The sequence below is a fragment of the Streptomyces sp. CB03238 genome, assembly GCF_002099185.1.
Classification (GTDB): Bacteria; Actinomycetota; Actinomycetes; order Streptomycetales; family Streptomycetaceae; genus Streptomyces.
The window spans coordinates 94,520-118,106 of the sequence record NZ_NBCN01000011.1 but is presented as its reverse complement, the minus strand read 5'-3'; the positions used below and the strand labels follow the sequence as shown (position 1 = coordinate 118,106).

21 protein-coding genes are annotated in these 23,587 nt (G+C 69.4%); 9 read left to right on the top strand and 12 right to left on the bottom strand.

The genetic code is table 11. From position 1 onward, the window contains the following. Nucleotides 1-240 precede the first annotated feature (240 nt). From BKD26_RS21625 to dnaA, 5 genes are all read right to left on the bottom strand, one after another. Nucleotides 241-801, bottom strand: a complete 561-nt coding sequence (locus BKD26_RS21625; protein WP_084900697.1) for a DciA family protein — start codon at nt 799-801, stop codon at nt 241-243. Continuing rightward, on the bottom strand, nt 798-1,916 hold the full coding sequence (recF, locus tag BKD26_RS21620; protein ID WP_084900694.1) for a DNA replication/repair protein RecF: 1,119 nt from the start codon (nt 1,914-1,916) through the stop codon (nt 798-800). Before recF ends, BKD26_RS21625 begins: the two co-directional genes overlap by 4 nt. Before the next feature lie 58 nt (nt 1,917-1,974). Further along, complete coding sequence (gnd, locus tag BKD26_RS21615; protein WP_084900691.1) at nt 1,975-2,853, bottom strand: phosphogluconate dehydrogenase (NAD(+)-dependent, decarboxylating); 879 nt, start codon at nt 2,851-2,853, stop codon at nt 1,975-1,977. Between the two features lie 139 nt (nt 2,854-2,992). Next, a complete protein-coding gene (dnaN, locus tag BKD26_RS21610) occupies nt 2,993-4,123 on the bottom strand; it encodes a DNA polymerase III subunit beta (RefSeq protein ID WP_073756496.1) in 1,131 nt (376 codons plus the stop codon). A gap of 787 nt (nt 4,124-4,910) precedes the next feature. Then, nucleotides 4,911-6,671, bottom strand: a complete 1,761-nt coding sequence (gene dnaA / locus BKD26_RS21600; RefSeq protein ID WP_084900689.1) for a chromosomal replication initiator protein DnaA — start codon at nt 6,669-6,671, stop codon at nt 4,911-4,913. 360 nt (nt 6,672-7,031) lie between these two features. Between dnaA and rpmH the strand changes: the two genes are divergently transcribed. The 9 genes from rpmH (at nt 7,032) to BKD26_RS21550 (ending at nt 13,878) form a co-directional block, all read left to right on the top strand. Beyond that, nucleotides 7,032-7,169 carry a 50S ribosomal protein L34 gene (gene rpmH, locus BKD26_RS21590; protein WP_018846094.1) on the top strand — a complete coding sequence of 46 codons (138 nt, stop codon included), beginning with the start codon at nt 7,032-7,034 and terminating at the stop codon, nt 7,167-7,169. Nucleotides 7,170-7,191: 22 nt separating this feature from the next. After that, the gene (gene rnpA, locus BKD26_RS21585; protein ID WP_073756494.1) at nt 7,192-7,563 is read left to right on the top strand and encodes a ribonuclease P protein component; all 372 of its coding nucleotides are present in this window, start codon (nt 7,192-7,194) and stop codon (nt 7,561-7,563) included. Continuing rightward, nucleotides 7,560-7,886 carry a membrane protein insertion efficiency factor YidD gene (yidD, locus tag BKD26_RS21580; protein ID WP_073756493.1) on the top strand — a complete coding sequence of 109 codons (327 nt, stop codon included), beginning with the start codon at nt 7,560-7,562 and terminating at the stop codon, nt 7,884-7,886. The genes rnpA and yidD overlap by 4 nt, the downstream gene beginning before the upstream one ends. 3 nt (nt 7,887-7,889) lie before the next feature. Then, complete coding sequence (gene yidC / locus BKD26_RS21575; protein ID WP_084900685.1) at nt 7,890-9,140, top strand: membrane protein insertase YidC; 1,251 nt, start codon at nt 7,890-7,892, stop codon at nt 9,138-9,140. A gap of 14 nt (nt 9,141-9,154) precedes the next feature. Continuing rightward, nucleotides 9,155-9,664, top strand: coding sequence for a R3H domain-containing nucleic acid-binding protein (locus tag BKD26_RS21570; protein ID WP_084900682.1), 510 nt, complete (start codon nt 9,155-9,157; stop codon nt 9,662-9,664). A 122-nt stretch (nt 9,665-9,786) separates the two neighbouring features. Beyond that, entirely contained in the window at nt 9,787-10,497 is a 711-nt protein-coding gene (gene rsmG, locus BKD26_RS21565; RefSeq protein WP_179166637.1) for a 16S rRNA (guanine(527)-N(7))-methyltransferase RsmG, read from the top strand. Between the two features lie 235 nt (nt 10,498-10,732). After that, nucleotides 10,733-11,809, top strand: coding sequence for an AAA family ATPase (locus tag BKD26_RS21560; protein WP_084901183.1), 1,077 nt, complete (start codon nt 10,733-10,735; stop codon nt 11,807-11,809). Further along, nucleotides 11,806-12,909 carry a ParB/RepB/Spo0J family partition protein gene (locus tag BKD26_RS21555; RefSeq protein WP_084900675.1) on the top strand — a complete coding sequence of 368 codons (1,104 nt, stop codon included), beginning with the start codon at nt 11,806-11,808 and terminating at the stop codon, nt 12,907-12,909. Before BKD26_RS21560 ends, BKD26_RS21555 begins: the two co-directional genes overlap by 4 nt. Nucleotides 12,910-13,260: 351 nt before the next feature. Next, on the top strand, nt 13,261-13,878 hold the full coding sequence (locus BKD26_RS21550; RefSeq protein ID WP_084900672.1) for a GNAT family N-acetyltransferase: 618 nt from the start codon (nt 13,261-13,263) through the stop codon (nt 13,876-13,878). Nucleotides 13,879-13,957: 79 nt separating this feature from the next. Here the strand turns inward: BKD26_RS21550 and trxA are convergent, their stop codons facing one another. From trxA to BKD26_RS21515, 7 genes are all read right to left on the bottom strand, one after another. Further along, nucleotides 13,958-14,305: a thioredoxin gene (gene trxA, locus BKD26_RS21545; protein ID WP_084900668.1), complete on the bottom strand. Its 348-nt coding sequence runs from the start codon at nt 14,303-14,305 to the stop codon at nt 13,958-13,960. Between the two features lie 43 nt (nt 14,306-14,348). Further along, nucleotides 14,349-15,323: a thioredoxin-disulfide reductase gene (gene trxB, locus BKD26_RS21540; RefSeq protein WP_084900665.1), complete on the bottom strand. Its 975-nt coding sequence runs from the start codon at nt 15,321-15,323 to the stop codon at nt 14,349-14,351. Nucleotides 15,324-15,449: 126 nt separating this feature from the next. Next, nucleotides 15,450-16,361, bottom strand: coding sequence for a zf-HC2 domain-containing protein (locus BKD26_RS21535; RefSeq protein ID WP_084900662.1), 912 nt, complete (start codon nt 16,359-16,361; stop codon nt 15,450-15,452). Next, nucleotides 16,358-17,062, bottom strand: coding sequence for an RNA polymerase sigma factor SigM (gene sigM, locus BKD26_RS21530; protein WP_084900660.1), 705 nt, complete (start codon nt 17,060-17,062; stop codon nt 16,358-16,360). Before sigM ends, BKD26_RS21535 begins: the two co-directional genes overlap by 4 nt. Before the next feature lie 24 nt (nt 17,063-17,086). Continuing rightward, nucleotides 17,087-18,784 (bottom strand): protein kinase family protein, encoded by a 1,698-nt coding sequence (locus BKD26_RS21525; RefSeq protein ID WP_084900657.1) that lies wholly within the window; start codon nt 18,782-18,784, stop codon nt 17,087-17,089. Nucleotides 18,785-18,901: 117 nt separating this feature from the next. Next, a complete protein-coding gene (gene murJ, locus BKD26_RS21520; RefSeq protein ID WP_084901180.1) occupies nt 18,902-21,079 on the bottom strand; it encodes a murein biosynthesis integral membrane protein MurJ in 2,178 nt (725 codons plus the stop codon). A 46-nt stretch (nt 21,080-21,125) separates the two neighbouring features. After that, nucleotides 21,126-23,459 (bottom strand): DUF6049 family protein, encoded by a 2,334-nt coding sequence (locus BKD26_RS21515; protein ID WP_084900654.1) that lies wholly within the window; start codon nt 23,457-23,459, stop codon nt 21,126-21,128. Between the last annotated feature and the right edge of the window lie 128 nt (nt 23,460-23,587).

Genomic DNA, 23,587 nt, shown 5'->3' with positions numbered 1-23,587 from the left:
CACCGACCGGACCGCCAACGGCGAGGGCCCAGGCGCGCAGGCCCCGATCCGCCTGTGCGCCGGGAGGCCGGCGCATCGCGGCGCGGGGGCCCGGGGCACAGCACCCCGGTTTCCGGAACGGCCCGCGCCGACCGGGACACCGACGCGCCTACGCACCGCGCAGCCGACGCGCACCGTCCTGCCTACCGGCGCCGGGCCCCGGGGCGGAGCCCCGGCGGCCCGCAACCGCAACCGCAACCGTCAGCCGTACGTGTCGCCCGGCCCCGTGCTGCCCGGCGCCCGCAGTGGGCCGCCGTAGCCGCGCCGGGGTCCGCCTGGGCCCAGCACCTTGATGACCCGGACCGTGCCCTGACCCAGGTCCTCGTTCAGCCGGGCCACCAGCCGCGGCGCCAGCAGCCGCAGCTGCGTGGCCCACGCGGTGGAGTCGCACTGCACCGTGAGCACCCGTTCCTCCGGGTCCTCGTCGTACCGCAGCGGTACGCAGTGCTTCGCCAGGTCCTCGCCCACGATCTGCGGCCACCGCCCCATCACGCCGCCGACCGCCGCCGGGGTCTCCCACCCGCGCTCGGTGATCAGCCGGTTGATCGCGGCGCCCAGCGGCAGCGGATCGCGCCCGTCCGCGCGGGCGCCGGACCGCAGCCCGCCGCCCCGCCGGGCCTGCTTCTTCTGCTGCGCCGCCGCGCCTCGCGCCTTGGCCTGCTCCTTGGCGGCGCGCAGGGCGACCCGCGCCAGGTCGACACCGGACGGTTCAGGAACCGCCGGTTCGGGAACCGCCGGCCCCGGTGCACCAGCGTCCGTCACAGCCGCTCCACCGACCCCTCCGACACCTCGTACCGCGCCCCCGCCAGCACCGCCGGCACGTCGTCGTCGACCGCCGCCGTCACCAGGACCTGCTCGCCCGGCGCCACCAGCTCCGCCAGCCGCTCGCGGCGCCGCGCGTCCAGCTCCGCGAAGACGTCGTCGAGCACGAGCACCGGCTCGTTGCCCTCGCCCCGCAGCAGGTCGTACGAGGCCAGCCGCAGTGAAAGGGCGTACGACCAGGACTCGCCATGGCTGGCGTACCCCTTCGCGGGCAGCTCGCCCAGCTTGAGCACCAGGTCGTCGCGGTGCGGGCCGACCAGCGTGACGCCCCGCTCGATCTCCTGCTTGCGCACCTCCGCCAGCGCGGCGAGCAGCCCCTCGTACAGGGCCTCGCGCCCGTGCGCCCCGGACACGGCGCCCTTGTACTCCAGCGCCACCGGCCCGCCGCCCGGCGCCAGCTGCTCGTACGCCTTGTCCGCCAGCGGCTGCAGCGTCGCGACCAGGTCGAGGCGCTGCGCCAGCAGCTCCGCGCCGGCCCGCGCGAGGTGCTGGTCCCACACGTCCAGCGTGGACAGGTCCATGGAGCGGCCGCCGTGCCGCCGCGCCATGGCCGCCGATTTCAGCAGCGTGTTGCGCTGCCGCAGCACCCGCTCGTAGTCGGACCGCACGCCCGCCATCCGCGGGGAGCGTGCCGTGATCAGCTCATCGAGGAAGCGCCGCCGCTCCCCCGGGTCGCCCTTGACCAGCGCCAGGTCCTCCGGCGCGAACAGCACCGTCCGGACTACCCCCAGCACATCGCGCGGCCTGACCTGGGACGACCTGTTGATGCGGGCCCGGTTCGCCCGGCCCGGGTTGAGCTCCAGCTCGACCAGCTGAGACCGCTCGCCCTGCCGTACCGCCGCCCGGATGATCGCCCGCTCGGCGCCCATCCGCACCAACGGCGCGTCGGACGACACCCGGTGGCTGCCGAGCGTCGCCAGGTAGCCGACCGCCTCGACCAGGTTGGTCTTGCCCTGCCCGTTGGCGCCCACGAAAACGCTGACGCCCGGATCGAGAGGGACCTCGACCCGGGCGTACGAGCGGAAGTCGGCCAGCGACAGATGCGTGACGTGCATGGTGTGCGCCGACCTTCCCCCGGCATGCCGTGCACCGCCGGGTGCACAGCCTGTGGATCTACTTCTTGGACTCGACCGCGTGGCCGCCGAACTGGTTGCGCAGCGCGGCGATCATCTTCATCTGCGGCGAGTCGTCCTGCCGGGACGCGAACCGCGCGAACAGCGACGCGGTGATCGCCGGCAGCGGGACCGCGTTGTCGATGGCGGCCTCCACGGTCCACCGGCCCTCGCCGGAGTCCTGTGCGTAACCGCGCAGCCCGTCCAGGTGCTCGTCCTCGTCCAGCGCGTTGACCGCCAGGTCGAGCAGCCAGGAGCGGATGACCGTGCCCTCCTGCCAGGAGCGGAAGACCTCGCGTACGTCGGTGACGGAGTCGACCTTCTCCAGGAGCTCCCAGCCCTCGGCGTAGGCCTGCATCATGGCGTACTCGATGCCGTTGTGGACCATCTTCGCGAAGTGGCCCGCGCCGACCTTGCCCGCGTGGACGGAGCCGAACTCGCCCTCCGGCTTCAGCGCGTCGAAGATCGGCTGGACCTTCGCCACGTTCTCGGCGTCGCCGCCGTACATCAGCGCGTAGCCGTTCTCCAGGCCCCACACGCCACCGGAGACGCCGCAGTCGACGAAGCCGATGCCCTTCTCGGCCAGCTCGGCCGCGTGCTTCTCGTCGTCCGTCCAGCGGCAGTTGCCGCCGTCGACGACGACGTCGCCGGGGGAGAGCAGCTCGCCGAGCTCGTCGATCGTGGACTGGGTCGCGGCACCGGCCGGGACCATGACCCAGACGACGCGCGGGCCCTTGAGCTTGCCCACAAGCTCCTCGAGGCTGTGGACATCGGCGAGGTCAGGGTTGCGGTCGTATCCGATGACGGTGTGACCCGCGCGGCGGATGCGCTCGCGCATGTTGCCGCCCATCTTGCCGAGACCGACGAGACCGAGCTCCATCAGAGATTCCTCAATCGTTGTGTGCGGAGAGTTCGTACCCGCGTCCGAGCCTACGCCCGGACACGGGCGCACACCTGTGGGGTCAGGCGCTCATCAGGCGCTTCATCAGCCACTCAGGCGCACCGCCCCCACGTCGGGCTCAGCCGCTCAGCCGCACCGGCATGATCAGGTACTTGTACGCCTCGTCGGCCTCCGCGTCCACGGCCGGCTTGCCGCTCAGCAGCGCGGGCTTGGTGGAGGTGGTGAAGGACAGCTGGGCGACCGGGGAGTCGATCGCGCTCAGGCCGTCCAGCAGGAACGTCGGGTTGAAGGCGATCGAGATGTCGTCGCCCTCCAGGTGCGCGTCGACGCGCTCCACAGCCTGTGCGTCGTCGCTGGAGCCGGCCTCCAGGATGAGCACACCCTGCTCGAAGCTCAGCCGGACCGGCGTGTTCCGCTCGGCCACCAGGGCCACACGCTTCACGGCCTCCACGAACGGCGCCGTCTCGATCACCGCGACCGAATTGAACTCGGTGGGGAACAGCGTGCGGTACTTCGGGAGGTCGCCTTCGAGCAGGCGGGTGGTGGTGCGCCGCCCCGCGCCCTCGAAGCCGATCAGGCCCTCGCCCTTGCCGGAGCCCGACAGCGCCAGCGTGACCGTGTCGCCGCTCGTCAGCGCCTTGGCGGTGTCCAGCAGCGTCTTGGCGGGCACCAGGGCGACGGCGGAGGCGTCCGGGGACTCCGGCTTCCACAGGAACTCACGGACCGCGAAGCGGTAACGGTCGGTCGACGCCAGCGTGACCGTGTCGCCCTCGATCTCGATGCGTACGCCGGTGAGGACGGGCAGCGTGTCGTCACGGCCGGCCGCGATGGCGACCTGGGCGGCGGCGGAGGCGAAGACCTCACCGGGGACGGTGCCCGTCGCGGTCGGCATCTCCGGCAGCGCCGGGTACTCCTCCACCGGCATGGTGTGGAGGGTGAAGCGGGACGAGCCGCAGACCACGGTCGCCCGTACACCGTCTGTGGAAATCTCCACCGGGCGGTTGGGGAGGGCGCGGCAGATGTCGGCGAGGAGGCGGCCGGAGACGAGGACGGTGCCGTCCTCCTCCACCTCGGCCTCGACCGAGACCCGCGCGGAGACCTCGTAGTCGAAGCTGGAGAAGCTGAGCGCGCCGTCCTCGGCCTTCAGCAGAAGGCCCGCGAGTACGGGCGCCGGCGGACGGGCCGGGAGGCTGCGGGCCACCCAGGCCACCGCCTCCGCGAGTACATCGCGCTCCACCCGGATCTTCACCGGAACCGCCTCCTGCTGTTGCTGGCTCTTGTCTCGACTGCGGGAACCAGTCTGACGCACGCCGCCGACAGTCGGTGCGGCTCGGGGTCAAGTCGCGACAAGAGGCGCTTGGCGCTCCGGGGCCGAGTTGTGCACAGGCCCCGCTTCGAAGCGGATTCCCCGGTAACTCTGAGTGGGAGTAGTAGTAGGGCCTGTGGAAACGGTGGATAACGCCATCCACCCAGGTCACGGCACCTTTTTTGTCCACCGCGCCTGTGGGCGGGACCGGTGGACAATCACCCCGTTCTGTGGACGCCGGAAAGTTCTGCACACCCGATGCACAGCCCGGGCCGACTTCTCCCCAGCGCCGTCCCCAGTTTTACCCAGCTTCCCCACAGGCCAACCGACCACCTTGGTGTGACGGCTTTCACTCGGCGTGGTGAGCCCGGGCGTTTCGTTGCCGAACAGTGGACAGGGGTGTGGAGAAGCTGTGGACCATGAACCGGCGCCTGTGGGCCGCCGGTGGACAACCGTGATCACGGCCTGTGGACGACGTGCGCGTCCACAGCCTGTGGAGCGCGGTCGGCCACAAATCCACAAGCGGATGACCTGCAAGGATGTCCTCTCCGCACTCCACCCTGTGGACACGGTCTGGACAACTCACCAGTCCCCAGGCTGTGGATTGAAGATCGCCCCCAGATCTGTGGAGAACCCGGTGACCGACCGAACTATTCGAACACCACAGGGTGTGGACAACGACGAAGGGCGCCCCGGGAGCATGTCCCAGGACGCCCTCGGCGCCTCGGCGTCAGCCGTTCTTGATGCGGTTCGTGAGCTCCGTGACCTGGTTGTAGATCGAGCGCCGCTCAGCCATGAGCGCTCGGATCTTGCGGTCGGCGTGCATCACCGTCGTATGGTCGCGCCCGCCGAACTGGGCGCCGATCTTCGGCAGTGACAGGTCCGTCAGCTCCCGGCACAGGTACATCGCGATCTGCCGGGCCGTCACCAGTACCCGGCTGCGCGACGAGCCGCACAGGTCCTCCACCGTCAGCCCGAAGTAGTCGGCGGTGGCCGCCATGATGGCGCCGGCGGTGATCTCCGGGGCGGCGTCCTCACCGCCCGGGATCAGGTCCTTCAGCACGCCCTCGGTCAGCACCAGGTCGACCGGCTGCCGGTTGAGGCTCGCGAACGCCGTCACCCGGATCAGCGCGCCCTCCAGCTCGCGGATGTTGCGCGAGATGCGGGAGGCGATGAACTCCAGGACCTCCGGCGGGGCGTTGAGCTGCTCCTGCACCGCCTTCTTGCGGAGGATCGCGATCCGCGTCTCCAGCTCCGGCGGCTGTACGTCGGTGGTCAGGCCCCACTCGAAGCGGTTGCGCAGCCGGTCCTCCAGGGTCATCAGCTGCTTGGGCGGCCGGTCCGAGGACAGCACGATCTGCTTGTTGGCGTTGTGGAGCGTATTGAAGGTGTGGAAGAACTCCTCCTGCGTCGACTCCTTGCTCGCCAGGAACTGGATGTCGTCGACGAGCAGGATGTCCACATCGCGGTACCGCTTGCGGAAGGTGTCGCCCTTGCCGTCGCGGATGGAGTTGATGAACTCGTTGGTGAACTCCTCCGAGCTCACGTACCGCACCCGCGTGCCGGGATAGAGGCTGCGCGCGTAGTGCCCGATCGCGTGCAGCAGGTGCGTCTTGCCGAGCCCCGACTCCCCGTAGATGAAGAGGGGGTTGTACGCCTTCGCCGGCGCCTCCGCGACCGCCACGGCGGCTGCGTGCGCGAACCGGTTGGACGACCCGATCACAAAGGTGTCGAACAGGTACTTGGGGTTCAGTCGCGCGTGCGGTTCACCGGGGCGGCCGCCCGCGGCTCCGGCCCCGCCCGCAGCGCCGCCGCCGCCGGGGCGCTGCTGGCCCGGGCCGTTCGGCAGGTCGCGCCGGTCGCCGCGCGACTGGTCGTACGGAGAGGGGTCGGACGCCTGCGGGCCGCGGTAGTCGTGGTGCGGCTGCTGAGGACGGGGCGACGCATAGGGGTCGCGGTCCTGGAAGCCGCCGAGGCGCGGCTGCTGCCAGGACAGGTCCTCCTGGGTGCGCGGCCAGGAGCCCGGCTCGGGGCGCTGCTGCTGGTACTCGGGGTAGGCGGGGCGCACGGTCGGCAGCCCGTCGTCGGGCATGGGCCGGTGCCCGTAGCCGTCGTACTTGTCATACGGCTTGTCGTACGCCTCGCCCTGTCCCTGCTGACGCTCGTCGTAGCGGGGCTGCTGCCTGCCGGGCGCAGGCGGGGCGGGCGGCGGGTCGCCGGCGGAGTCGTCGACGGTGATCGCGATCCGGATGGGACGGCCGCACTCCCGGCTGAGCGTGTCGCTGATCAGCGGGGCCAGACGGCCCTCCAGGACGCGCTTGCCCCACTCATTGGGGACGGCGAGCAGCGCCGTGTCCGCCACCAGGGCCAGCGGCTGGCAGCGCTCGATCCACTGCTTGTCCTTCGGCTCGATGCCCTGCTGGCCCTCGCCGAGGAGCTGCTCGAGCACTCGTGGCCACACTGCGGCAAGATCAGCAGGTACGTCAGCCACAAGGCACGCTCTCTCACAGGTCCCACGAATGTGTGGTTCTCGGGACGGGATGGAAGGACAGGCAGGAAAGGAATCCGAGTTCAGCCACGGTAGTCGCGGCGGCTCACGTGGTTCAAGTTGTTGTCCACAGGCTGTGCATAGTGGACCACGGCTCAGCGCCGGTTTGACCGGATGGCGTAGCCGCGCGTACCGTAACCAGGTCGAGTTGTCGATGGCTGCTGCCGCCTGCCTCCGATGGGCAAAGATCACGGTCAGTGATCGTGAAGCGGTGCACTCGGGCGTATTGCGAGCTACTCGTGGGCGCACGGTGACAGCCAGGCGATGTCCCGCCACCACCCGAATCATTTCTGGAGCCCCCGAGTGAGCAAGCGCACCTTCCAGCCGAACAACCGTCGTCGTGCGAAGACCCACGGTTTCCGTCTGCGCATGCGTACCCGCGCCGGCCGCGCCATCCTGGCGAACCGCCGCAGCAAGGGTCGCGCCAACCTGTCCGCCTGATCGCTTTTAAACAGGTCATGACGTGCTGCCTACCGAGAATCGGCTGAGGCGGCGCGAGGACTTCGCGACCGCGGTACGCCGAGGACGCCGGGCCGGCCGCCCGCTCCTCGTCGTCCACCTAAGAAGCGGTGCAACGGACCCGCACGTGCCGGGGGAGAGCGCTCCCCCGACCCGTGCGGGTTTCGTCGTCAGCAAGGCCGTGGGCGGCGCGGTCGTGCGTAACCAGGTGAAGCGCAGACTTCGCCACCTGATGCGCGACCGGCTGCCTTCACTGCCCCCCGGTAGCCTGGTGGTAGTACGGGCGCTGCCCGGAGCGGGCGACGCCGACCATGCACAGCTGGCCCGAGACCTGGACGCCGCCCTTCAGCGGTTGCTGGGAGGGGGCGCGCGATGAAGTACCCGCTGCTGGCTCTGATCAAGCTGTACCAGTGGACGATCAGCCCGCTGCTCGGCCCCGTCTGCCGGTACTACCCGTCGTGTTCCCACTACGGATTCACGGCCATCGACCGGCACGGCGCGGTGAAGGGCACAGCCCTGACCGCCTGGCGCATCCTGCGGTGCAACCCGTGGTCGCCCGGTGGCGTGGACCATGTTCCCCCTCGTAAGCGCCCGCGCTGGCACGAAATGCTGCGCGACGCGCTGCGTGGCGGCAAGGGCGGGAACTCCGCTGAGACGAGCCCGGCCGCAGAGACCTCGCCCAATGCTCAAGGAGCCTGATTAGTGGACACGATTGCCAGTCTGTTCAGCTTCATCACCACACCTGTCTCGTGGATCATCGTCCAGTTCCACAAGCTGTACGGGGCGGTTTTCGGACCCGACACGGGCTGGGCCTGGGGTCTGTCGATCGTGTCCCTGGTGGTGCTCATCCGGATCTGCCTGATCCCGCTCTTCGTGAAGCAGATCAAGTCGACCCGGAACATGCAGGCGCTCCAGCCGAAGATGAAGGCGATCCAGGAGCGCTACAAGAACGACAAGCAGCGTCAGTCCGAAGAGATGATGAAGCTGTACAAGGAGACGGGCACCAACCCGCTCTCCTCGTGCCTTCCCATCCTGGCGCAGTCGCCGTTCTTCTTCGCTCTGTACCACGTGCTGTCGAAGATCGCCTCGGGTGACACGATCGGTGTCCTCAACCAGGACCTCGTGAACAGCGCTCGTGAGGCCCACATCTTCGGCGCGCCGATCGCCGCGAAGTTCATGGACGACCCGGGCAAGGTCGAGGCGCTCAACGCCTCGCTGACGGATGTCCGCATCGTCACCGCGGTCATGATCGTCCTGATGTCGCTGTCGCAGTTCTTCACCCAGCGCCAGCTGATGCAGAAGAACGTCGACCTGACGGTGAAGACCCCGTACATGCAGCAGCAGAAGATGCTGATGTACATCTTCCCGGTCATCTTCGCCGTGATGGGCATCAACTTCCCGGTCGGTGTCCTCGTCTACTGGCTGACCACCAACGTGTGGACCATGGGCCAGCAGATGTACGTGATCAACCAGAACCCGACCCCGGGCAGCAAGGCGCAGGACCACTACCTGCAGCGACTGGTGAAGAGCGTCACCTCCCACGGCGAGGTCCGTGGCCGCCGTCGCCGCGTCGTCGTCCAGGCCATCGTGGCCAAGGGTCCGGACCGCAACGACAACGAGCGCAAGTTCGTCACCACCCTCGCCAAGGCCGGGTTCACCCCGCAGGCCGACGGCTCCGTGAAGAGGGTCGACCCCGCCACCGCCGAGGCGGAGAGCGCGGCCGCGACCCGGCGCCAGCAGCCCAAGCGCCAGCCCAAGGCGAAGCGTCAGGCCGCGAGCCAGACCGGGGGCGCTCAGCAGTCCACGGCGAAGACCTCCCTGGAGAAGGCCGACGAGCCCCAGGACGCCAATCCGAAGCAGCCGGCCAAGCCCGCCGGCGGTTCCGCACGCCAAGCCAAGTCCGGACAGCGCAAGGGCCAGCAGCGGCCCAAGCACCCGTCGTCCAAGAAGTAAGAAGGAGTCCATCCGTGACGGAAGGCACCACCTCCGCCGCCCAGGGTGGCGACACCCTGACCCGCCTGGAGCAGGAGGGCGAGATCGCGGCCGACTACCTCGAGGGTCTGCTCGACATCGCCGATCTCGACGGCGACATCGACATGGACGTCGAGGCTGACCGCGCCGCGGTCTCGATCATCAGCGACTCGGGCGGCCGTGACCTGCAGAAGCTGGTAGGCCGCGAGGGCGAGGTGCTGGAGGCGCTTCAGGAGCTGACGCGCCTCGCTGTTCACCGGGAGACCGGTGACCGCAGCCGGCTCATGCTGGACATCGCAGGCTTCCGGGCCAAGAAGCGGACCGAGCTCGCCGAGCTGGGCGCCCAGGCCGCCGACGAGGTGAAGAGCACCGGTGAGCCGGTGAAGCTGCAGCCGATGACCCCGTTCGAGCGCAAGGTCGTGCACGACGCGGTGGCCGCCGCCGGTCTGCGCAGCGAGTCCGAGGGCGAGGAGCCGCAGCGCTTCGTCGTCGTACTCCCTGCCTGACCACTCCTCGTAGTGTCGGCCCCGTCTGTTCGCAGGCGGGGCCGATCTTTGTCAGCCTGATAGTCACTGATCACTGGTAGTCAGCACCCAGTGCGGTAATGCGGTACGGAAGGACGGTTCCCGTGACGGAGGCAGAAGAGCTTCCCCATGCGCCTCAAGAAGCGCGGACGGTTTTCGGCGAGTTCTTCCCGGAGGCGGTCCGGTACGCGGAGCTCCTCGCGGACGCGGGCGTCAAGCGCGGTCTGATCGGTCCTCGCGAGGTGCCGAGGCTGTGGGAGCGGCACCTGCTGAACTGTGCGGTGCTCTCCGAGGTCGTGCCGGAGGGGGTCACTGTCTGCGATGTCGGCTCCGGCGCCGGTCTGCCCGGCATCCCGCTGGCACTGGTGCGCCCGGACCTGAAGATCACTCTTCTCGAGCCGCTGCTGCGCCGCACCAACTTCCTCCAGGAGGTTGTGGAGCTGCTGGGCCTGGACCATGTGACCGTGGTGCGCGGACGCGCCGAGGAAGTCCTCGGCAAACTGCCGCCCGTCCATGTCGTCACCGCGCGGGCCGTCGCCCCGCTGGACCGGCTGGCAGGCTGGGGGGTACCCCTGCTGCGCCCCTATGGAGAGATGCTGGCGCTCAAGGGCGACACGGCCGAGGAGGAGCTCCAGGGTGCCCGCGCCGCACTGAGCAAGCTGGGCGTTGTGGAAACCTCGGTGCTGCATGTGGGCGAAGGCATCGTCGACCCCCTGTCGACCGTCGTGCGGGTGGAGGTCGGGGAGAGTCCCGGTGGTGTGCGCTTCGCGGCCAAGCGGGCCAAGGCCGCTCGGTCCTCCCGTCGCCGCCATTGACGCCTGGTTGATCCTCATACGTACGCATTTCGGAGTGTCGTGACGCCCTGACTCTGCAGCGAGTGCATCAATGTTTCACGTGAAACGTCGCTCACTGCTGCAGGGAATCATCAGCCGCGGTCGCGCGGCCGCCTCGCCGCGCGACCGTAAGCCACCCACGAGGGCTACGGAGTTGTCCACAGAGGTGGAGTTCTCCACAGAACCACGGGCCTCGCTGGTTCACGACCCCGAAAGCATGGCAGGCTCTGTTCATCGCGAGCCTGAAGCCGAGGAGAGTGAATCCTTGCGGTCCAACGCCAACATCGCGGGACCGATGACCGATCCGGTCCCCGGTCCCCGTACCGAATCGGCGGAGGAGGATGTTTCACGTGAAACACCGCCTCCGATGGACGACACCCCCATTGGTCGAGCTGCCCAACTGGCGGTGGAGGCTCTGGGCCGTGCCGGCGAGGGCCTTCCCCGGCCTGAACAGACTCGCATCATGGTGGTCGCCAACCAGAAGGGCGGGGTGGGAAAGACGACCACGACGGTCAACCTCGCTGCTTCGCTCGCGCTGCATGGTGCCCGCGTTCTGGTTGTCGACCTCGACCCGCAGGGCAACGCCTCCACGGCCCTCGGCATCGACCACCACGCCGAGGTTCCTTCGATCTATGACGTCCTGATCGACAGCAAGCCACTCCCCGATGTGGTCCAGCCCGTCCCGGACGTCGAGGGTCTTTTTTGCGCCCCTGCCACCATCGATCTCGCCGGTGCGGAGATCGAGCTGGTGTCGCTGGTGGCGCGGGAGAGCCGGCTGCAGCGGGCGATCCAGGCATATGAGCAGCCGCTGGACTACATCCTCATCGACTGCCCGCCGTCGCTCGGTCTTCTCACGGTCAATGCCCTGGTGGCCGGCGCCGAGGTGCTCATTCCCATCCAGTGCGAGTACTACGCGCTGGAGGGTCTCGGCCAGCTGCTGAAGAACGTCGACCTGGTGCGGGGCCACCTGAACCCGGCGCTGCATGTGTCGACGATCCTGCTCACCATGTACGACGGTCGGACCAGGCTCGCCTCGCAGGTGGCCGAGGAGGTGCGCAGCCACTTCGGAGACGAGGTGCTGCGAACCAGCATTCCGCGGTCCGTCCGTATCTCGGAGGCACCGAGCTACGGGCAGACGGTTCTGACGTACGACCCCGGTTCCAGCGGCGCGCTGTCGTACTTCGAAGCGGCCCGCGAGATCGCCTTGCGGGGAGTCGGTATCCACTATGACGCCCAGCATGCCCATCAGGGCAACCAGAACAATCAGCACAGCATGTCGGAGGGGATCCAGTGAGTGAGCGACGTAGGGGGCTGGGGCGCGGGCTCGCTGCGCTGATTCCGCCCGCATCCCAAGAGCGGCCGGCGATGTCGATCGGCGCGGGGTCCACTTCCCCAGAAGCGATTCCGTCGCTGACGGCCGAGCGAGGGGTGGCAGCTGCGAAGGTGGCAACGCTGCCGCGGAGCCCGGAGCCCGTGGACACCGGTCTTCCGGCCGCGGAGCCAGAGGTGGTCGAGGAGGTGGAGGCGCCGGCCGTTGCCCACTTCGCGGAGCTGCCGCTGGATGCGATCACGCCCAATCCGCGCCAGCCGCGTGAGGTGTTCGACGAGGACGCCCTGGCCGAGCTGGTGACCTCCATCAAGGAGGTCGGGCTGCTGCAGCCCGTGGTCGTGCGGCAGCTAGGTCCCGAGCGCTACGAGCTCATCATGGGTGAGCGTCGCTGGCGGGCCTGCCGTGAAGCGGGTCTGGAGCGGATTCCGGCGATCGTCCGTGAGACCGAGGACGAGAAGCTCCTGCTGGACGCCCTGCTGGAGAACCTCCACCGGGCGCAGTTGAACCCGGTGGAAGAGGCCATGGCCTATGACCAGTTGCTGAGGGACTTCAACTGCACTCACGAGCAGCTGGCCGATCGCATCGGTCGCTCGCGTCCGCAGGTCTCCAACACACTGCGCCTGTTGCGCCTGTCACCGACTGTCCAGCGCCGAGTCGCCGCAGGGGTGCTGTCGGCAGGTCACGCCAGGGCCCTGCTTTCGGTCGAGGACCCCGAGGCGCAGGAGAAGCTGGCGTACCGGATCGTGGCCGAGGGGCTCTCGGTCCGGGCGGTGGAGGAGATCGTGACGCTGATGGGCTCCGAGCCCAGCAGCACGCCGAAGGCGAAGGGACCGCGAGCCGGCTCCCGTGTCTCACCAGCCCTCTCCGAGCTCGCTTCCCGGCTCTCCGACCGCTTTGATACGCGGGTGAAGGTCGACCTGGGACAGCGGAAGGGCAAGATCGTCGTCGAGTTCGCCTCAATGGAGGATCTGGAGCGCATCCTGGGCACCCTTGCCCCGGACGAGGGTCGAGTCCTGGAAAAGGGGCTGGCTCAGGAGCGCTCCCAGGAGAGCGACGAGGACTGAGGCGAGCACTGAGGCGAGGCGGGAACGTCCTTCCGCGCTCATCGGTGCAGGGTTCTGCGGGACGGCTTTGGGGCGGATCGGGTCCGGTGTTCACCGGAACACGGTCCGCCCTTTGGCCTCTTCCCGTATGCGCGTCATCACCCGATCGATACGATGCGTTCTGGTATGCGCATCCGCCTGATCCACCGTGGAGGGAGAGCCAGGCATGCGAGAGGTGAGCCGCAGCCAACTGGTGACAGCAGGACTGGGACTCGGTGCGGTCGGCGGGTTCATCGGCAGCTTGCTCCGGGAACGGAGCGCGCTGTCCGCCGCTCTTGGAGCGGCAGGCGAAGGAAGTGAGGAACAGCCTTCATGGGGCGTCGGCTCGTACCGCTCACGTTGGACAACCTTCCGGATCTCCCCAAACGGTGCCGCGCGTGCGTCTTCTGGGAGCTTGATCCGGTCAGCGGAGAAGCCGCGGTAAAGGCGGGCACTCCTGAGCTGGAGAAGGAAGCCTGGATCTCCGCCGTGCTGCTGGACTGGGGCTCCTGCGGCCGTGTGGTCTATGTGGACGAGGTGCCGGTCGGGTTCGTCCTCTACGCCCCGCCCGCCTATGTGCCGCGCTCGACCGCCTTCCCTACCAGCCCGGTGTCCCCCGATGCCGTCCAGCTGATGACGGCCTGGATCACGCCCGGCTACCAGGGGCAGGGGCTGGGGCGCGTGATGGTGCAGACCGTGGCGAAGGATCTGCTGCGCCGTGGGTTCAAGGCCATCGAGGCGTTCGGTGACGCCCGCTGGAAGGAGCCGGCCTGTGTGCTGCCGGCCGACCATCTGCTGGCCGTCGGCTTCAAGACCGTGCGCCCGCATCCCACGTATCCGCGGCTTCGGCTGGAACTGCGGACGACGCTCTCCTGGAAAGAGGACGTCGAGCTGGCACTCGACCGCCTCCTCGGGGCGGTGCAGAAGGAGCCGGTGCTGCGGCCCCTGTGAGTCGACAGTCCCTGGAAATGCCGAACGGCCCACCCCACACCGGGATGGGCCGTTCGCTGTTTCACGTGAAACAGCGGCGTCAGGCCTTGCTGACCGCGTCACCCAGGAAAGGCTCCAGGTCGCGCTCGATGGCGGCCTTCGGCTTGGCTCCGACGATGGTCTTGACGACCTCGCCGCCCTGGTAGACGTTGAGCGTCGGGATGGACATGACGCCGTACTTGGCGGCCGTGGCGGGGTTCTCGTCGATGTTGAGCTTGACGACCGTGATCTGGTCACCATGCTCGTCGGCGATGGCCTTCAGCGACGGCGCGATCTGGCGGCACGGACCGCACCAGGCGGCCCAGAAGTCCACCAGTACGGGCTTGTCGCTGTTGAGGACGTCCTCCTCGAAGGAGTCGTCGGTCACGTTCTTCAGGTCGCCGGCCACGGCGGCCTCCTTCACTTCGCGGGGTGTGGGTGGGGATTGGTGGTCAGACCGCGGCGGTCTTCTCCGGCTCGGCGGCCTTCTCACCATCGGCGAGAGCCGCCAGGAAGCGCTCGGCGTCGAGCGCGGCGGAGCAGCCCGTACCGGCGGCCGTGATCGCCTGGCGGTAGGTGTGGTCCACGACGTCACCAGCGCCGAAGACACCGGTCAGGTTGGTGCGCGTCGACGGCGCGTCCACCTTGAGGTAGCCCTCGTCGTCGAGCTCCAGCTGGCCCTTGAACAGCTCCGTGCGAGGGTCGTGGCCCACGGCGATGAACAGGCCGGTCACCGGCAGCTCGGAGGTCTCGCCGGTCTTGGTGTTGCGGAGCGTCAGACCGGTGAGCTTCTGCTCGCCGTGGATTGCCGCGACCTCGCTGTCCCAAGCGAACTTGATCTTCGGGTCGGCGAAGGCACGCTCCTGCATGGCCTTGGAGGCGCGCAGGGTGTCCCGGCGGTGGACGATGGTGACGGACTTGGCGAACCGGGAGAGGAAGGTCGCCTCCTCCATGGCGGTGTCGCCGCCGCCCACCACGGCGATGTCCTGGTCCTTGAAGAAGAACCCGTCGCAGGTGGCGCACCAGGAGACGCCGCGGCCCGACAGCGCGTCCTCGTTCGGCAGGCCCAGCTTGCGGTGCTGGGAGCCGGTCGTCACGATCACGGCCTTGGCGCGGTGCACGGTGCCGGCCGTGTCGGTCACCGTCTTGATGTCGCCCGTCAGGTCGACCGAGACGACATCATCGGGCACGAGTTCGGCGCCGAAGCGCTCCGCCTGGGCCCGCATGTTGTCCATCAGGTCCGGGCCCATGATCCCGTCTCGGAAGCCGGGGAAGTTCTCGACCTCGGTCGTGTTCATGAGCGCACCACCGGCGGTGACGGCACCTTCGAAGACCAGCGGCTTCAGCGAGGCTCGCGCCGTATACAGCGCGGCCGTGTAGCCGGCGGGCCCGGAACCGATGATGATCACGTTACGGACGTCGCTCACGGGTTTCTTCCTCGTCTCTGCAGACTGCCTACTGCCTACGGGGGCCGGGTCAAGGACTCTCACCCCACCCAACGGATCCTACGGGGCGTGCATTCCCGAAGGCGTAGAGCGGCACGGAGGCGTGTGTCAGGAGCGAGGGTAGGCGTGTGTCAGCAGGACGTCCGCCTTGCTGCTCTTCTGCGTGGTGATGCAGGACGCATCGAGGACGTACGCCTGGACCTGAGACGGGTCTGTGGCGTGCGGCAGGACCACCAGATAGGCGGGCCTGCCTTCGTAGGTGCCCGGCTCGGCTGCCAGAGCCTGGTCGCTGCGGCCGGTCCCGTTCTGAATACAGGACGGGACCGTCACCCCCTCGTCGGCGGTCATCGTCGACGGGTTGTCGACGGACGGGGGTTGCTGCTTCTCGCTGCGGGGAGCCTTGGGGGGCTTTTCGGCGGCCAGGAGCGCTTCCACCCGGTCCTCGACGGCTGAGCCGGAGAACGTCCTGTTGTGGGGCGCGCTGACGGCGGTGTCGACCGTCTTGGACCCGGCCGGGTCGTCCCCGGAAGGCTGGACGGCCTGGAAGAGAAGGACACTGACTCCCAGCGCGGCGGCCCCGAAGACCGCGTAGAGCACTGCGGTACGGCGGCGACGCCGTGCGGGACGCCCACGGCCGGGGCCGGTGGCCGTGCGCGGACGGCCGGCGGGGCGGTCGGCAGGGCGGTCGGCAGGGATGGGCTCGGGGGTGGCGGTGGCGGGCGATGTTTCACGTGAAACATGCTCCGTCGCCTCTGCGGGGGCGGTGGCATCCAGCAGTGCTTCGGCCGCCAGGGCGGCGTCGATGCGCTCGGCGATGTCGGCCGGCATCCGGGCGGGGCCCGGGAGGGTGCCCAGGAGCCCGCGGATCTCCTCCAGCGAGGACCGGACATCGGCGCACAGCTCGCAGCTGTCCAGATGCGCGCGTACGTCCGCCGTACGGGACGGCGGGAGGAGCCCTTCGGTGAGGTCGGAGATCTCCGAGACGTCCGGGTGCTGAGTCGTGTCGGTCGTGGATGTCACGCGCGCCCACCTCCGCCCTTCACAGCAGCAGGATCACTCGGTCCTGCATCCCTTGGTCCCGACGCCGGTGGGACGGATGTCCCTGGCGTCCGGTTCCTTCCCCGGTCGGGGCTGCCGTTATCCACGGTGTCACTGCGCAGATGAGTGAGCAGGGGAAGCAGCCGGGCCCTCCCTCGCGCGCAGCGGCTTTTGACGGTCCCCGTCGGCACGTCCAGGACGCGTGCGGCCTCGGCGACGGGATAGCCCTGCATGTCCACGAGCACCAGAGCGGCACGCTGATCGGCGGGGAGCTTCGCGAGGGCGGCCAGCAGTTCGCGGTGGAGAGCCTGCCGCTCGGCCGGGGCCTCGGCGGACTCGTGCGGCTCCAGGAGCTGTTCCAGCCGCTCGGTGTCGTCGACGGGCGACGTCTTGCGTGAGGCCGCCTTGCGAGCCCGGTCGAGACAGGCGTTCACGGTGATGCGGTGCAGCCAGGTCGTGACGGCTGACTGGCCACGGAAGGTATGTGCGGCCCGGAAGGCGGACACGAGAGCGTCCTGGACGGCGTCGGCGGCCTCCTCACGGTCCCCCAACGTGCGGAGGGCGACGGCCCAGAGCCGGTCACGATGGCGGCGTACGAGCTCACCGAAGGCGTCCGGATCTCCGGCGACATGGCGCGCCAGGAGATCCTGGTCGGTTACGCCGCCCGGTTCGGCATCGTCCAACGGTGAGCCCCCTCCCCTGGTTCGTCAGGTGGTGATCTTGATGTCGGAGATCTTGCCGCGGAAGTTCCCTTCGGCACTCGCCGGAAGCTTCGTCAGCCAGACCAGTACATACCGTGCCGTCACCGGCTTGGCGGGCTTCAACGTGACCTTGGAACCGGAACCGGAGGCGACCACGGTGTAACTGTCGACGTCACTCGGCTGGTCGGTCCTGTCAGCGGCGGCTGTCCTCAGCTCGACCGAGGTCTCACCCTCGAAGGTGAGCTCCACCGTACCGACAGGCTGGGCCTTGCCGAGGTCCAGCACCATGCCGACGCCCGGCTTCAGACCACCCAGATCCGCCCTGTAGTAGCCGTCCGTCTGCCAGAACGATCCCAAGTCACCGTCGTAGGCGTTCTCTATGTCCCGCGGCTTCTCCGAACCGTCACCCAGCGGGTCGAAGTCATGGGCGTCGGTGATCGGGATCGGCTTGCCGGACTCGACGGGCTTCTTGTCGTCAGTGGGACCCTTCTGTGGAGCGACAGGGGTCTCCCGCTCGGCACGGTGGCCCAGCAGCTTGTCGGCGACCTGCCAGCTGCCCAGACCCAGGGCGGCGATGAGGAGTGCCGAGACGGCCCACTTGAGGGCCTTGCCCGTGCGGCTCTGCAGTGGAGGCGGCGGGAGCGGTGAGGCCGCGGTGGCCGCCGAGCCGGGGCGCGCCTGGGGGCGGCCGTAGTTGCCCTGCTGGTACGTCGTGCGCTGGTACTCGGGCGGGGTCGGGAAGTCGGGCTCCGGCGGGCGGATGCGGGGCATGGCCGCGACGGCCTTGGCGAGCTCGTCGGGCGTGGTGCAGGGCGGCTCCTGGCGGGACGCGGTCGCGCCGTCATTGACCAGGGCCCGCATCGCGATCTCGGACAGCCCGCGGTGCACACCGGCCCGCACCTGGTCCGGCGGGATCAGTCCGACGCCCTTGGGCAGCCCCGACAGGCCGTAGGCGTCGTTCTCGTACGGCCACCGCTTCGTCAGCGCCGCGTACAGCAGAGCGCCGATCGCCTCGGTGTCGGTGCGCTGAGGGCGCTCGGCGCTGATGCCGCGGAGCGCGGCGTTCACGGCGAGTCCGCGGATCCTGTACTGGCCGGTGGAACTGCGCAGGACGGCGCTCGGGGTGAGCCGCAGGTGGGCGAGGCCCTCGCGGTGGGCGGCGGCCATGGCCTGGGAGACCTGGCTGACGAGTTGGTAGGCGTCGTGCGCCTCCAGCGGGCCGGCCGCGAGCAGCGCGGTGAGCTCGGTGGCGTCCGGCAGCCACTCGTGGACGACGTAGACGAGGTCGTTCTCCTCGACGGCGTCCAGGACCTGTACGAACCGGGGATCGCCGAGGAGCGCCGAGGAACGTGCCGCGGCCAGGACCGATCGGGCTCTCGGGTGGTCGGCGGGGAGGATATGGACCCCGACGGCACGGCGCAGTTTCTCGTCGACGGCACGCCAACTGCTGAAACCGTCCAGACGGGTGACGCACTCCTCGAGCCGGTAGCGTCTGGCGAGCTTGTGGCCACTGTGGAGCTCGGGCGTCGTGATGACGGACTGCTCGCTGTCCCGCCGTTCGCCGTCGCTGTCCCGGGCGGACTGCTCCGCCGTGTCCCGCGCTTCCGCCACCCCGTCGCTCGCGGCCTTGTCCGCCTTGGCGGTCAGCGGGTTGTCTCCGCTGTTGTCGGCCACGTCGACGGCAGCCGTGCTACGTTCCGCCACCGTCGTTCCTGCCTCCCCATCCGTTGCGCCACATCCAACAGCCATGCCAATTGTGCCCACAGTCCGGCGCTATGCACGACACGCGGTCGCCGACGATGGTTGTGCTCGCCCGTGCCGTCAGCGTCCGAGACGGCCGCGGACCATGCCGACCATGGCGTTGAGCTCTTCGATCCGCATCTTCCGTGCCGCGACGTAGAACACGCCCATCAGTACGATCCCACCGCCGGCCAGTGCCACGAGCGAGCCCAGCGCGCCGTCGCCGAGGCCTTCGAGGATGCCGAAGCCCGCGGCGCCGCCGATGACCGCCGCCGGGACGGACGCCATGCAGAGCCGGGCGTAGGTGCGGACGACGTGCGCGCCGTCCAGGTCGCCTCCCAGCCGGTTGCGCAGCCGCCGCCAGGCCACACCGACGCCGACGGCGTACGCGAGGCCGTAGGAGGCCGCCATGCCGACGACGGCCCACCGGGCGGGCAGGAGGACGTAGCAGGCCGCCGAGGCCGCCGCGTTGACACCGGCCACGATCACCGTGTTGTAGAAGGGCGTTCGGGTGTCCTCGTAGGCGTAGAAGCCGCGCAGGACGACGTACTGCACCGAGTAGGGGATCAGGCCGAGTCCGAACGCCATCAGGATGAAGCCCATGCTGCGGGCGGCCTCGGTTCCGCTGGACGCGTACAGCAGGGTGCACATCGGGACGCCGAGGGCCAGAAACATGAAGGACACGGGGACGATCGCGACGGCGGAGTTCCGCAGGCCCTGTGAGATGTCGTCGCGGACGGCACCCGGGTCGTTGTCGTGGGCGGCGCGCGAGATGCGCGGCAGCAGCGCGGCCATGACCGAGACGGTGATGATGGCCTGCGGCATGCCCCAGATGAGCTGGGCGTTGGAGTACGCGAGGAAACCCGCGCCGTCCTGGCCGGAGGCCTTGCCGGCCGCCGTGGCGAGCTGGGTGACGACGACGACACCGGCCTGGTTGGCGAGGACGAACAAAACGGTCCACTTGGCGAGTTTGACCGTCTTGCCGAGCCCGTGGCCCTTCCAGTCGAAGCGGGGGCGGAAGCGGAAGCCGGCCTCGCGCAGGTACGGCACCATCGCCAGGGCCTGGACCACCAGGCCCAGCAGCGTGCCGATGCCGAGGAGGCGGATGCCTTCGTCCGGAATGGTCGTGACGCCCATCTCGGACTCGGCGGAGGAGCCGTAGACCCAGATGAACATGGAGAAGGTGAAGATCACGACGATGTTGTTGAGGACCGGGGTCCACATCATCGCGCCGAACCGGCCCCGGGCGTTGAGGATCTGACCCATCACCACGTGCACGCCCATGAAGAAGATCGTGGGCAGGCAGAAACGGGCGAAGGTGACGGCCACGCTGTTGGCGGCCGCGTCACTCGCGATCGTGTCGGACATCGCGCGGATCAGCAGCGGGGCGCCGAAGACGGCGATGGTGACGATCACGCCCAGCGCGACCATCACGAGCGTCAGCAGCCGGTTGGCGTACGCCTCGCCACCGTCCTCGTCGTCCTTCATGGAGCGGACGAGCTGCGGGACGAAGACCGAGTTGAGGCCGCCGCCGACGGTCAGGATGTAGATCATCGTGGGCAGGGTGGCCGCCACGGTGTAGGTGTCACCGAGCAGAGCGGCGCCCAGGGCACCGGTGATCACCAGGCTGCGTACGAAGCCGGTGAGGCGGGAGACCAGCGTGCCGGCCGCCATCACGGCGCTCGACTTCAGCAGGCCGGAGGCGCGGCCGCCGGACTTCTTCGGTGCGGGCGCGGCCGCGGGCGCCGGTTCGGGTTCCTGCGGGGCGGGCTGCTGCTGCCCGTGGCCCTGCTGGTCGCGGTAGAGGTGCGCGAACGCGTCCGGCTCGGGCTGCTCCTCCCCGGCGCGCGTGACGAGGTCGTCCACGCCGGTGAACTGAACGGTCCTGGCGTCGTCGCCGTAGGGAAGGTGACGGGACGGGCCGTCGGGCTCGGGCGGCGGGGTCTGCGCCCAGATCCGGGGGTCCGGGGCGTACTGGGGCGCGGCGGGCTGCTGGTAGAGCGGCGGTGGCTCCTCGTAGGTGCCGGGCGGGGGCGGCGGGTGCGCGGCTCTGTCGTAGAGCGCCTCGCCGACCGGGTCCTGGGCGGAGAGGTCCTGGCTGCCGTACGGATCCTGCTCGTAGGCGTGCTGGACGTAGGGATCCGGGGCCGGCGGCGGGGCCGGGGGCGGGACATGGCCCGCCGCGGGGGGCATCTCGCCGGAAGGCGCGCTGCCGCCGCCCGCGCCTTGACCGCGGTCACCGTCATACGGCGCGTTCATGGTGTACCCCACCTCATCGTCCCCGGCCGACCGGCCACGACATCGCTCAACGGTCCACTTTCTCACCCTGGCCCGACGGGTCGGTGCTTTGCGCTCCGGTGTCCGGTGTCGGGTCACTCGGCTGCTCGGGATCCTCGCTCCGCGCGGCCCCACCGGACGTCTCGGGCTCCGTCCGCGTCCCGGTCCCGGACTCCGCCTCCGCGTCGGCCTCGCGTGCCGCGCTGCGCTTTCGGTGCGTGTACATCCTGATACCGGCGAGAGCGAGCAGCAGGAACCCGCCGGCGATCACCAGCATCACCGTCGGCGTGATCTCGGAGACCTTGACGGTGAAGTTCATCGGCTTGCCGTACGGCTTGCCGTCCTCCGTGTACAGCTGGGCCGTCATCGGGACCGGGCCGTTGGCGTTGGCGGAGGCCGTGAACTTCACCGACTGGCTGTGACCCCCGGCGATCTTCACCGGAAGTTCGGCCACGGCGTTGCCGCCGTTCAGCTTCAAGCGGGTCGGCTTGGTCGACGTCAGGCGCAGCACCAGGTGCTCGACGTCCTGCAGGAGCTGGTTCTGCACGGTGACGGGGATGGTGGCGCTGCGGCCCGACAGGGTCAGGTCCGACTTCTCGATCAGCTGTACCTCGGTGGTGAGGTCGAGCAGATGCTGCTGGACGCTCGCCCGGTACGCCTTGGCGGGCGCGCCACGGCCGCGCCAGGACGTCGACATCTCCCGGTTGATCGCGTTGCCGAAGGGCGTCACCACCCGGGACGCCATCGTCAGGATGACCTTGAAGTTGTCCAGGGTGTCCTGGGTGGTCTTCATGCCCTGGAAGGCCTGGACGGGCAGCTCCTGCTTGCGCAGCTTGGCCGGGTACTTCCTGGCGCCCGGGACCTTCGTCGTGGCTCGGTCGTCCGGTTTGGCCGCGGCCGCCTCGATCAGGTCGCTGGGCTGGGTCCAGCGCTGCGCGGACAGGGCGCGCACCGCGGTCGCCATCGACTGGGCCTGCGCGGTGGTCGGCATGCGCTGCGGTGCGATGACGATGCTGCGCAGCTTGCCCGGCTGCTGCTGGGTCACGGCCAGCGTGTGGGCCAGGAACTGCTGGACGGCCAGGGTGGAGACGCCCGCCCCGGTCATATCGCCCTGGAAGGCCGTGGACAGCGAGGCGTCTGCCACGACGGCGGTGGTTCCGCCGCCGATGGGCCGGGCGGCGGTGGGCGTGTAGGGCAGTTCGTCGCGGATGCTGTCGCTGCGGGCGATCATCTTGTCGGCGCCGGCCGAGGTGGCGACGTCGACGATCGACGGGTCGACCGCTCCGTCGACCGGCCAGGCGAAGTCCACGGACGGCTTCACATGGAGGATGGTCTCGACCGTGGACTCGGCGACCTCCGTGGCCGACTGCAGATGGCTCAACGAGCCGGACACGTCCTTGCCCCGGTGGGCGAGGGAGGCCAGGTCGGGGTCCGCGTACGGCAGCGCGATCACCTTGCTGCCCTGCACCGCCTTGTCGAGGGCGTTCAGCCATTGCTTGGCGACGGCCTGGTTCTTGCCCGGGACCCGTTCGTTCCCGTCCTTCACCTGGTAGTTCCCGGTCATCGCGTCGACGGTGGCGAGCAGGTCCGGGTCGACGACCCAGGTGACGGGCAGCTCGGCACCGAGGGAGACCAGCCGCTCCAGCCGTCCGCCCGGGGCGAGCTCGGCGGCCAGGTCGTCGTCCTCGAACACCGGGGTTTGCTGATCGTCCGAGCCGGTCTCCGCGGACAGGTGGGTCGAGGAGATCAACGGCCAGAGATAGGTGACAGGGGTCTTCTTCTCCGTCGCCTCCGGCTGCCAGGGCAGGAAGGTCCGCTCGATGCCCAGCACCTGGGCGTACGGGGTGCTCCCGGTCCGGCCCGAGAGGGAGACGCCGAGTTGGTAGACACCGTCCTCGTCGAGTCCCAGCTTCTCGACCGGCACGGCGATGCTGAAGTCCTTGCTGATGCCGGCCGCCAGCTTCGGGATCTTGATGCTGTACGGGCCGCCCAGCGCCGCGCCGTCATTGGCCGGCGCGAAGCCGGCGCGCTTGGCCACCGCGTCGATCTCGCCCCGGCTGGACATGCGCGATCCCACCCGCAGGTCCACCTGCGCTCCGTTGACCGTCTCCTTGCCCTCATTGGTCACCGTGCCGCTGATCGTGAGGGTGTCCCCCTCGACCGGCGTGGAGGGCGTGAACGTGTCCAGGGACACATCGACGGTGCGGGATTCCGCGGCCTTCTCCGCGGCGGAGGCGGGCGCCGAGGGGACGTACAGCAGGCCGGCCAGCAGCGGCACACTGACGATGGCGGAGGCCGTACGCCGTAGCCACCGCCGGGCAGGAGAGCGACTCGTGCTCTGGAAGTCTGCCGCCTCGGCCACGCGCTCGCCCGTCCTCGTCGTCTGTTGCCGTTGGTGGTTCGTCGGTTCCTGCGTCCACGCATGGTAACGAGGCGCGCCGTGGCTAAGTGCCGCGGACTGCTCCACATGATCGGAGAAGCGTGGTGAGG

Bases quoted from the DNA above. Each gene is read 5' to 3' on its own strand.
- recF (WP_084900694.1), bottom strand. From the start codon at position 1,916: ATGCACGTCACGCATCTGTCGCTGGCCGACTTCCGCTCGTACGCCCGG.
- gnd (WP_084900691.1), bottom strand. From the start codon at position 2,853: ATGGAGCTCGGTCTCGTCGGTCTCGGCAAGATGGGCGGCAACATGCGC.
- yidD (WP_073756493.1), top strand. From the start codon at position 7,560: ATGAAGTACCCGCTGCTGGCTCTGATCAAGCTGTACCAGTGGACGATC.
- BKD26_RS21560 (WP_084901183.1), top strand. From the start codon at position 10,733: ATGGCAGGCTCTGTTCATCGCGAGCCTGAAGCCGAGGAGAGTGAATCC.
- BKD26_RS21550 (WP_084900672.1), top strand. From the start codon at position 13,261: ATGGGGCGTCGGCTCGTACCGCTCACGTTGGACAACCTTCCGGATCTC.
- murJ (WP_084901180.1), bottom strand. From the start codon at position 21,079: ATGAACGCGCCGTATGACGGTGACCGCGGTCAAGGCGCGGGCGGCGGC.